The sequence below is a fragment of the Acidovorax sp. Leaf78 genome (genome assembly GCF_001422735.1).
Lineage (GTDB): Bacteria > Pseudomonadota > Gammaproteobacteria > Burkholderiales > Burkholderiaceae_C > Acidovorax.
The window spans coordinates 293092-302434 of the sequence record NZ_LMLZ01000023.1; the positions used below are offsets into that span (position 1 = coordinate 293092).

Here is a 9343-nt window from a genome sequence, read left to right on the forward strand (position 1 = left end):
GGCCCCTGGGGTTGCAGGTGTTACATCTGCGGCACACCGGCAACGCAAGGCTTCCCTATGGGCATTCCGCCCCACCCGCCCTTGACGAGCGACAAGTCCGGCACGCGTATTGCATGGTCCAATCCAAGTCCGCATCCCGCACGGCCCTGCACTGCCCCACCCATGTCGAGCTCCCCCGCCAGCCCTGTCCCGCCTTCCACACTCTTGTCAGTATCCGCACCGCCCGCCGCCGTGCCGCACACGCTCACCGAGGACGCGGTGGCCATCTTCACCGGCGTACTGCTCATCTCTCTGGGCGTCGCGTTGTTCACCGCGGCGGGCCTGCTCACCGGCGGCACCGCAGGCCTGGCTTTCCTGCTGCACTACGCCACCGGCCTCGGTTTCGGCAAGATCTTCTTCGTGCTCAACCTGCCGTTCTACTGGCTGGCATTGCGCAAGCTGGGGCGCGCCTTCACGGTCAAGACCTTCATCGCGGTGCTGCTGCTGTCGCTGCTGACGGAAATGCAGTCGCAATGGCTGCAGTTCGCGCAGCTGCAGCCGCTGTACGCCGCCATCGCCGGTGGTTTGGTCACCGGCACCGGCTTTCTGGTGCTGTTTCGCCACCGCTGCAGCCTGGGCGGCGTGGGCATTGCCGCGCTGTACCTGCAAGACCGCTACGGCTGGCGCGCCGGCAAGGTGCAGATGGCGGTGGATTGCTGCATCGTGCTGCTGGCCCTGTGGACGGTGGAGCCCGTGCGCGTGGCCTGGTCCATGGCGGGCGCCGTGGCGCTGAACCTGGTGCTGGCCATGAACCACCGGCCAGGGCGCTACATGGCGGTGTGAGGCGCGCCTTCGTCGCTGCCCGGCGTGTTGCCCTGCGCGGCCGCTGCTCCACCGGTTGCAGGCGCCATGAGCCGCTGCTCGATCTCTTCCATGGGCACGGGCCGGCCCAGCAGGTAGCCCTGCCACAGGTTGCAGCCGTGGCGCTCCAGAAAGGCGCGCTGCTCTTCGGTCTCGACGCCTTCGGCGATCACGTCGATGTCCAGGCTGTGCGCCATGCCGATGATGGTCTGCACGATGAGCGCATCGGCCTGCTGGATGCCGATGTTGCGCACGAAGCTCTGGTCGATCTTGAGCTGGTCCAGCGGCAGCCGCGTGAGGTACGCCAGCGAAGACTGCCCGGTGCCGAAGTCGTCCATCGAAAACCGGAGCCCCAGCGCGCGCAGGGCGTGCATCTTGTCGATGGTGTCGTCCACGTTCTCGAGCGCCAGGCTCTCCGTCAGCTCCAGCTTGAGCTGCTCGGGCCTTGCGCCTGTCTCGCGCAGCACCGCCACCACCCGCTCCACGAAGTGCGCATGCCGGAACTGCCGGGCGCTCACGTTCACGGCCACCTGCAATGACGAGGTTGCGGGGTGGCCCTGCCAGCGCCGCAGCTGCAGGCAGGCGGTGCGCAGCACCCATTCGCCGATGGGCACGATCAGACCCGTCTCTTCCGCCAACGTGATGAACTCGAGCGGAGCCACCATGCCCCGCACCGGGTGGTTCCAGCGGATCAGCGCCTCGGCCCCCACCATGCGCAGGCCGCTGCCCATCTGCGGCTGGTAGTGCAGCACGAACTGGCCCTGCTCCAGCGCCACCCGCAAGTCGCTCTCCAGCGCAGCGCGGGCGGTGACCGCCGCCTGCATCATCGGGTCGAAGAAGCGGATGCTGTTGCGCCCGGCGGTCTTGGCGGCGTACATGGCCAGGTCGGCATGCTTGACCAGGTCTTCCACCGTCTGGCCCTGTGCGTCGAACAGCACGGCGCCCACGCTGGTGGTGCTGTGCACGTGGTGGGATGCCAGCTGGTAGGACTGGTTGAGTGCCAGCAGAATCTTCTCGCCCACGGCCTGGGCCTGCTCGGCCGCCTCGGTGGCCTGCCCGCCCAGGTCTTCCAGCAGCACCAGGAATTCATCGCCACCGAGCCGGGCCACCGTGTCGCCCTCGCGCACGCAGGCCGCCAGCCGCTGGCCGACCTGCTGCAGCAGCACATCGCCCATGTCGTGGCCCAGCGTGTCGTTCAGCGTCTTGAAGTGGTCCAGGTCCAGGCACAGCAGCGCGCCCAGCATGCCCGTGCGGGCACTGGTGGCAAACGCCTGCTGCAGCCGGTCCATCATCAGGCGGCGGTTGGGCAGGTGCGTGAGGGCGTCGTAGAAGGCGAGCGTCTCGATCTCGCGGGCAGCCTGGGTGCGCTGGGTCAGGTCGCTGAGCATGCCGACGTAGTGCGTCAGCACCCCGCGCCCGTCGCGCACCGCCGTGATGCCCATGGAGTTGAGCCGCACCTCGCCGCTCTTGCAGCGGTTCCAGATCTCGCCGCGCCATTCGCCCGTGGTGTTCAGGCTGGCCCACATGGCATCGAAGAACGATTTGTCGTGGTGGCCGGACGCCAGCAGGCTCGCCGGGCGGCCCACGGCCTCTTCCGCGTCGTAGCCCGTGAGCCGCGTGAAGGCGCGGTTGGTGCGCAGGATGATGGTGTCCGGGCCGGTCACCATCATGCCCTCCTGCGAGTCGAATGCAATGGCTGCGATGCGCAGCTCGCGCTCGTCGCGCCGGCGCGCGGTGATGTCCTTGCCCACGCCCCGGTAGCCGGCGAAACGGCCCTCGTCGTCGAACACCGGCGTGCCGCTGACGGACACCCAGTATTCCTCGCCTGACGGGGCGACGCGTTGGAATTCGAAGTCGCGGAATTCCTCTTGCCGGGCCAGTTGCGCGCGATGCTCCGCCCACTGCGCATCGCTCACGCCTGGGGAGTTCACCTCCCAGCGGGTCTTGCCGATGAGCTTGGCAGCCTCCTGCACGGGCGGGCTTTCGGAGCTGCCCTCCAGCCGCGTGAGGCGCAGCTGCGCATCCTGCTCCCAATACCAATCTGACGACAGCGCAGCCAGCGTGCGAAAGCGTGCCGCATTGGCCTGCAGCTGCTCGCGCGCCTGGTAGGCGTCTGTCACATCGCTGAACACCAGCACCACGCCGACGATCTGGCCTTGCGCGTTGAGGATGGGGGCTGCGCTGTCTGCGATCTGGTACTCGGCGCCGCTGTGCGAGATGAGCGTGGTGTGGTTGCTCAGCTCCACCACTTCGCCGCCCTCCATTACCAACTGCACGGGGTCGAGCTGCGCCTGCCGGGTGCTGGCATTGACCACACGGAACACATCCCGCAGCGGCCGGCCGATGGCCTCGGCCAGTGGCCAGCCCGTCAGGCGCTCGGCCACGGGGTTCATGCGCGTGATGTTGCCTGCTGCATCGGTGGCCATCACCGCGTCACCAATGGAATGCAGGGTGATGGCAAGGTTCTCTTCGCTCTGGCGCAGCTGGATCTCGGCGGCCTGCCGGGTGCGGGCCATGCGGTCAAAGCGCCGGCCCAGCTCGGACAGCTCGGCCACGCCCAGCGTGCGCTCGAGCGGCACATGGCGGCCCTGCGCCAGCTCGTCGGTGGCCGCAATCAGCTGCTGCAGGGGCTGGCTGACCGCGCGCCGCACACCCACCCGCGCCAGCAGGAACGACAGCGCCACCCCCATCAGCAGGAAGGCCATGTCGATCCACATGTGCTTGTTGGCCTCGGCGTACAGCGCCCCCAGCGGCACGGTCAGGCTCATGGTGGCTACGGCCTTGCCGCGCGACTCGATCAGCGGCTGGAACACCACCAGGTGCGGGACATCAGCCGTGGTGCGCTGCAACACGCCCTGCCCGGACTGCAGCAGTGCGGCGCTGAACTCGGCGTCATCGTCCAGCACCGATCCCAGCTCGGAGGGGTCGGGCGGAAAGCGGGCCAGCACCTTGCCGTCGGGGTCGGTCACGCGGGCCACGGCGCCTTCTGGCAGGCCCAGGTCGGACAGGCGCCGGCTCCACCACTCCAGGCCCACCACCGCCACGGCAGCGCCCACCGGCTGCGTACTGCCGGGTGGAATGACGGGCACCGCAAAGTTCACGCTCGCCACCTGCGCCGCCCGGTCGATCTGGAAGGCCCCGACCGAAAATTCGCGTTCCGTCAGGGCCCGCTGAAAGTACGGCCGGTTGGCGACGTTCACCGGCGCCTTGAGCGGGCGGGCATTGCACAGCAGTTCGCCGTCGGCCCGGGGCACACCGATGTTCACATACAGGGGCTGCAAGGCCAGCACCTCGGCCAGAAAGACGCCGCATGCGGGTTGCGACGGATCTTGCACCTGCGGCAGGGTGGCCAGCTTGCCCAAGAAGTCCTGGGTGTACTGGATGAGCCGCTCCTGGCCCGCCACCACCGCGCGCAGGGTGAGCTGGGCCCGCTCCTGGGCGGCCGACACGCCCGCCAGCCGGTGCTCGCTGGCCTGGTGCACCACCAGTGCCGCGGCGGGGAGCGATGCCACCAGGATCAGCCAACGGATTCTGGCGGAGAGGGTGCTCCAGAGTGCGGCGATCCGAGGCGGCCACGAAGGCATCAGCGACCTTTCAGGGGGACGGGGCTTCTTTGCGGGGGGGCATGGTTGACCATCGACAGCGCCGGCGCCAGCGGCCGGACAGCGTTTGTCCATCCTAAACAACTCCGCGCGAAATATGTACTCATATTTGCGCATGGCATCGGCAGAGCCACGTGTAGGAAGACGCCCTCACGGCTGGCCGGGTGGCAGGCGTGCGGCAGCGCAACAACGTGCGGGGCTCCCGTATCATCACGGGATGCGTCGTGGCTTTTACTTCGTGCTGATGGTGGTGCTGGTCCTCAGGGGCCTGATGGGCACTGCCATGGCCACAGGCATGCTGCCGTCGGTCCCCGCCGGCCCGGCACCTGCCCCGGCGCACGGCGCCACAGGGGCCCACGCTGCGCCAGCCTCCGCGCCCCAGGCCGCACCCGCGGCAGCGGCGCACGGTTTCAGCCCGGCCATCGTGGGCGTACCGGAGGCCGGCCATGAACAGGGGCATGACCACGATCATGACCACGGCCACGATCATGACCACGGCCAGGCGCCTGCAGAGGACTGGCCAGCCGTCGCCTGCCACGGTGCAACCGACGCCACAGGCGGCTGCAACGCGCACAGCCACCACACCAGCACCTGTTCGGCCTGCGACATCTGCCACTCGGCCATGCTCGAAGGCCCGGCGGCGCTGAGCCCCGCGCCCACACCGCAACGCTCGGGCCTGCCCCGCGCGTTCGCGCAGTTCGTCAGCGCCCCTGCGGCGCGCGCCATCAAGCCCCCCATCGCCTGATCTCCAACGCCCGAAGTGCGTCTGCACTCGGGGCCTGTGGCGCCGGCACGGCGTGACTGCGCAGTTGGAGCGGCGACTTTCCCCCTGCTGACCGAGGCACCAGCCTGCACACCGCAGCGCTGCAGCCCACGGAACGTGCGGGGCGGAAAGCGCCGAACACCGCGTGCGATCACACCACCAGGCGCCCCCAGGCCCCGACACCCCGGCTGCGTGCCCGCACCAGCCTGCAGCGCTCCCACGATTTCGTTGTCTGGAGATCTCCATGCGCTTTTCTGCACACCCATTTTTTCTGCGGACCTCGCGGCACGCCGCGCACCTTGCGCTGATGGTGCCCTTGCTCGCGCCGCTGGCCCTGGCAAGCTCCGCAATTGCCCACGCTGCGGGCGCTGGCACCGAGCCCGCCGCCCACCACGGCGCCGCCGACCCTGATGCGCCCACCGCCCCGCTCACCTACCAAAACCTGGGGCCGCAACCCCCTGTGGCGCATGCCGCAGCGCAGCCCCTGCCCTGGCCACAGGCCAACCAGGCAGTGGCCGCATTTCCCCGCGGCCATGCGGACATTCTGGCGTGGGAGGCCCGCGAGCGAGCGGCGCGCTGGCCTGCAGCGCCCGCCGTACCGGGGGGCCGCCCATGAACCGCAGCACCATCCCCACCGCGGTACGCGCTGGCCGCCACGCCCCCTGCCGCTGGAGCCTGCTGGCCGCGGCAGCCCTGCTCGCCGGCTGCGCCAGCGTGTCACCCGACGGCCTGCGGGGCGACGTGGCCGCGCTCACCGCCCACCGCACCGGCAGCACATCCCGGGCGGCATTGCCTCCCGTTGGCGCGGCAGCCAGTGCGCAGGCACAGCAGGCCGTGCAAGCGCTGCTGGCAACGCCCCTCACCCAGGATGCTGCCGTGCGCATCGCACTGCTGAACAACCCGGGGCTGCAGGCACGGCTGGCCGCGCTGGGTGTGGCCGATGCCGAGCGCGTACAGGCCATCACGCTGCCCAACCCGCATGTCTCGCTCGCACGGCTTCAGAACGCCCACGAGCGCGAGATAGAACGCAGCCTGGCGTTCAACCTGCTCGACCTCGTGACGCTGCCCTGGCGCACCGAGCGGCAGGCCGAGCGCCTGCAGATCGCCACGCTGCAAACAGCGCAGCAGGTGGTGGTGCTGGCGGCTGACACGCGGCGCGCCTGGCTGCGCGCCGTGGCAGCGCAGGAGGTGGCCGGCGCGCACGACCGCATGGCAGCGGCGGCCCAAGCGGGCACCGAGCTGGCCCGCCGCATGGTGCGCGCAGGCAACTGGAGCCGACTGCAACTGGCCCGCGAGCAGGCCGTGCTGCACGCGGTGAACGCCCAGCACGCCCGTGCCCGGCTGGCAGCCGCCACAGAGCGCGAGCAACTGAGCCGCGTGATGGGCCTGTGGGGCCTGGCGGCGCAGCAGTACACGCTGGCCGGCCGACTGCCCGCGCTGCCTGCCGACCCGCTGCCTGCGGAGGGCCTGGAGGCCACCGCGCTGCGCGAGCGCCTGGACGTGCAGGCCGCGCGCCGCCAGCTCGACACGGACGCCCGCCAGCAGGGCTGGCGCCGCGCGGGCGCCGTGTTCGGCGACATCGGACTGGCCTACCAGCGCAACACCGCGGCAGAGCGCGACACCGGCCACCGCGAGATCACACGCGGGTGGGAGCTGGACCTGCCGATGCCCTTGTTCGACTGGGGCGGCGCTGCCCGCACCCGCGCCCAGGCGCAGACACAGCTCAGTGCAGCGCAGTTGCAGGACACCGCCGTGCGCGCCCGCGCCGAGGTGCGTGCCGCGTGGCTGACCTACCGCACCGCGCTCGACCTGGCGCACCAGCAGCAGGGCGAGGTCGTGCCGCTGCGCCAGTTCATCACCGACGAGACCACCCTGCGCTACAACGGCATGCTCGCCAGCGTCTGGGAACTGCTGGCCCAGGCGCGCAGCAGCACCCAGGCCGTGGCCGATGCGATCAACGCTCAGCGCGACTTCTGGCTGGCCGAGACCGACCTGGAACTGGCCCTCACCGGTACATCCACCGGTACATCCACCGGTACATCGCCCGAGTCCCTGCAAGGCCTGGCTTCCGGCGCCGCAGCCCCCTCCACACCACAAGGCCATTGACCATGAACCGCCGCCATTTCTTCTCCGGCGCAGCCACAGCCGTGGCCGCCGCATCGGTGGGCACCGCGGCCCTGGCCGCGCTGCCCGAACCCGCCGTGCAGGCGAGCGCCGACACTGCGCCCCCGCTGTACCCGCCCACCGGCAGGCCCTACCACCCCGTGGTCACGCTCAACGGCTGGACGACCCCGTGGCGCATGAACGCAGGCATCAAGGAGTTCCACCTGGTCGCCGAGCCCGTCGTGCGCGAGGTCGCCCCGGGCTTTGTCGTCAACATGTGGGGCTACAACGGCCAGAGCCCCGGCCCCACCATCGAGGTGGTCGAGGGCGACCGCGTGCGCATCTTCGTGACCAACCGGCTGCCCGAGCACACCACCATCCACTGGCACGGCCAGCGCCTGCCCAACGGCATGGACGGCGTGGGCGGGCTCAACCAGCCGGCCATCCAGCCGGGCAAGACCTTCGTCTACGAGTTCGTGGCGCGCCGTCCCGGCACCTTCATGTACCACCCGCATGCCGACGAAATGGTGCAGATGGCCATGGGCATGATGGGCCTGTGGATCACGCATCCCAAGGCTGCGCATCCGCTCATTGCGCCGGTGCAGCGCGACTACGCGTTCCTGCTCAACGCCTTCGACGTGGAGCCCGGCGCGCGCACCCCCAAGGTCAACACCATGCTGGACCACAACATCTGGTGCTGGAACAGCCGCGCCTTCCCGGCCATCAGCCCGCTGGTGGCGCGCCAGGGCGAGCGCGTGCGCATCCGCGTGGGCAACCTCACCATGACCAACCACCCCATCCACATCCACGGCCACGAGTTCGAAGTCACCGGCACGGACGGCGGCCCGGTGCCGCGCAGCGCGCGCTGGCCCGAGGTGACCACCGACGTGGCCGTGGGCCAGATGCGGCAGGTGGAGCTGGTGGCGGACGAGCCCGGGGACTGGGCCTTTCACTGCCACAAGAGCCACCACACCATGGGCGCGATGGGGCACGACGTGCCCACCATGATCGGCGTCCAGCATGAAGGCCTGGTCGGCCAGATCCAGAAGATCGTGCCCGACTACATGGTGATGGGCGAGCGCGGCATGGCCGACATGGGCGCGATGGAGATGCCCCTGCCGGAGAACACCTTCCCCATGATGACCGGCACCGGCCCCTACGGCCCGCTGGAGATGGGCGGCATGTTCACCACCTTCAAGGTGCGCGCCGACCAGGCGGCGGGCGACTACCGCGACCCCGGCGACTACCGCCAGCCGCCGGGCACCCAGGCCTACGAGTGGCAGGGCACGCCCGCCAGCACACCCCCTGCCCCACGCACCAGCAACCCGGGCACCGCCCCGGGGGCACCCAACGCCCGCAAGCCCGCGCCCGGCGGCCACGCGCACTGACCACGGAGATCCATATTCATGAATGCTATTCAATTGATAGCTGCTTGCGCTCTACTGGCAAGCGGTAGCGCCTCTTTTTCTCATGAAAACACACCGCACCACACCCGCAGCGCGCCCGCAGCCAAGGAGCAAAAGGCCTGGGGCATCGCAGGCGACGCCCGGGCGGTGGCCCGCACCATCACCATCCGCATGACCGACGACATGCGCTTCACGCCCAGCCGCATCGTGGTGCGTGAAGGCGAGACCGTGCGCCTGCGCGCCGAGAACAAGGGCCGGGTGCTGCACGAGATCGTGATCGGCACCCGGGCCGACCTGGATGCGCATGCCGAGCTGATGGCCAGGCACCCCGGCATGGAGCACGACGAGCCCCACATGGCCCATGTGGCCGCGGGCCGAAAGGGCGACATCGTGTGGCAGTTCAACCGCCCCGGCGAGTTCGACTTTGCCTGCCTCATCCCCGGCCACTACCAGGCAGGCATGACCGGGACTATCACGGTGAGCCCCCCCTGAGGCGCTGCGCGCCTTCCCCCAGAGGGGGACGCCACCGGTGGCCCGGCAAAGGTTCTATGGTTCGAGTCAAGCGCTTGGGGTGATGCGATGAGCATCAAACGGCTTGCCCGATCGCCACACAGCAAAGGCAATGCGCA

Annotated in this window: 7 protein-coding genes; 6 read left to right on the top strand and 1 reads right to left on the bottom strand. The window is 69.9% G+C overall.

Annotation, left to right across the window (positions count from 1 at the left end):
* The first annotated feature begins 162 nt into the window (after positions 1 to 162).
* Positions 163 to 822: a YitT family protein gene (locus ASF16_RS22090; protein ID WP_056172219.1), complete on the top strand. Its 660-nt coding sequence runs from the start codon at positions 163 to 165 to the stop codon at positions 820 to 822.
* Here ASF16_RS22090 and ASF16_RS22095 read toward each other — a convergent pair.
* Entirely contained in the window at positions 807 to 4352 is a 3546-nt protein-coding gene (locus ASF16_RS22095; RefSeq protein ID WP_235507479.1) for an EAL domain-containing protein, read from the bottom strand. The genes ASF16_RS22090 and ASF16_RS22095 overlap by 16 nt on opposite strands.
* A 307-nt stretch (positions 4353 to 4659) precedes the next feature.
* Between ASF16_RS22095 and ASF16_RS22100 the strand changes: the two genes are divergently transcribed.
* From ASF16_RS22100 to ASF16_RS22120, 5 genes are all read left to right on the top strand, one after another.
* The gene (locus ASF16_RS22100) at positions 4660 to 5187 is read left to right on the top strand and encodes a hypothetical protein (protein ID WP_056172222.1); all 528 of its coding nucleotides are present in this window, start codon (positions 4660 to 4662) and stop codon (positions 5185 to 5187) included.
* 262 nt (positions 5188 to 5449) lie between these two features.
* Complete coding sequence (locus ASF16_RS22105; protein ID WP_056172224.1) at positions 5450 to 5821, top strand: hypothetical protein; 372 nt, start codon at positions 5450 to 5452, stop codon at positions 5819 to 5821.
* A complete protein-coding gene (locus ASF16_RS22110; protein ID WP_082517097.1) occupies positions 5818 to 7311 on the top strand; it encodes a TolC family protein in 1494 nt (497 codons plus the stop codon). The genes ASF16_RS22105 and ASF16_RS22110 overlap by 4 nt, the downstream gene beginning before the upstream one ends.
* Positions 7312 to 7313: 2 nt before the next feature.
* Positions 7314 to 8696, top strand: a complete 1383-nt coding sequence (locus tag ASF16_RS22115) for a multicopper oxidase family protein (protein WP_056172225.1) — start codon at positions 7314 to 7316, stop codon at positions 8694 to 8696.
* Between the two features lie 18 nt (positions 8697 to 8714).
* A complete protein-coding gene (locus ASF16_RS22120; protein WP_056172227.1) occupies positions 8715 to 9206 on the top strand; it encodes a plastocyanin/azurin family copper-binding protein in 492 nt (163 codons plus the stop codon).
* Positions 9207 to 9343 lie beyond the last annotated feature (137 nt).

Excerpts from the sequence above, each read along its gene's own strand:
- ASF16_RS22115 (WP_056172225.1), top strand. The coding sequence starts at position 7,314 with ATGAACCGCCGCCATTTCTTCTCCGGCGCAGCCACAGCCGTGGCCGCC.
- ASF16_RS22100 (WP_056172222.1), top strand. The coding sequence starts at position 4,660 with ATGCGTCGTGGCTTTTACTTCGTGCTGATGGTGGTGCTGGTCCTCAGG.
- ASF16_RS22105 (WP_056172224.1), top strand. The coding sequence starts at position 5,450 with ATGCGCTTTTCTGCACACCCATTTTTTCTGCGGACCTCGCGGCACGCC.
- ASF16_RS22120 (WP_056172227.1), top strand. The coding sequence starts at position 8,715 with ATGAATGCTATTCAATTGATAGCTGCTTGCGCTCTACTGGCAAGCGGT.
- ASF16_RS22110 (WP_082517097.1), top strand. The coding sequence starts at position 5,818 with ATGAACCGCAGCACCATCCCCACCGCGGTACGCGCTGGCCGCCACGCC.
- ASF16_RS22090 (WP_056172219.1), top strand. The coding sequence starts at position 163 with ATGTCGAGCTCCCCCGCCAGCCCTGTCCCGCCTTCCACACTCTTGTCA.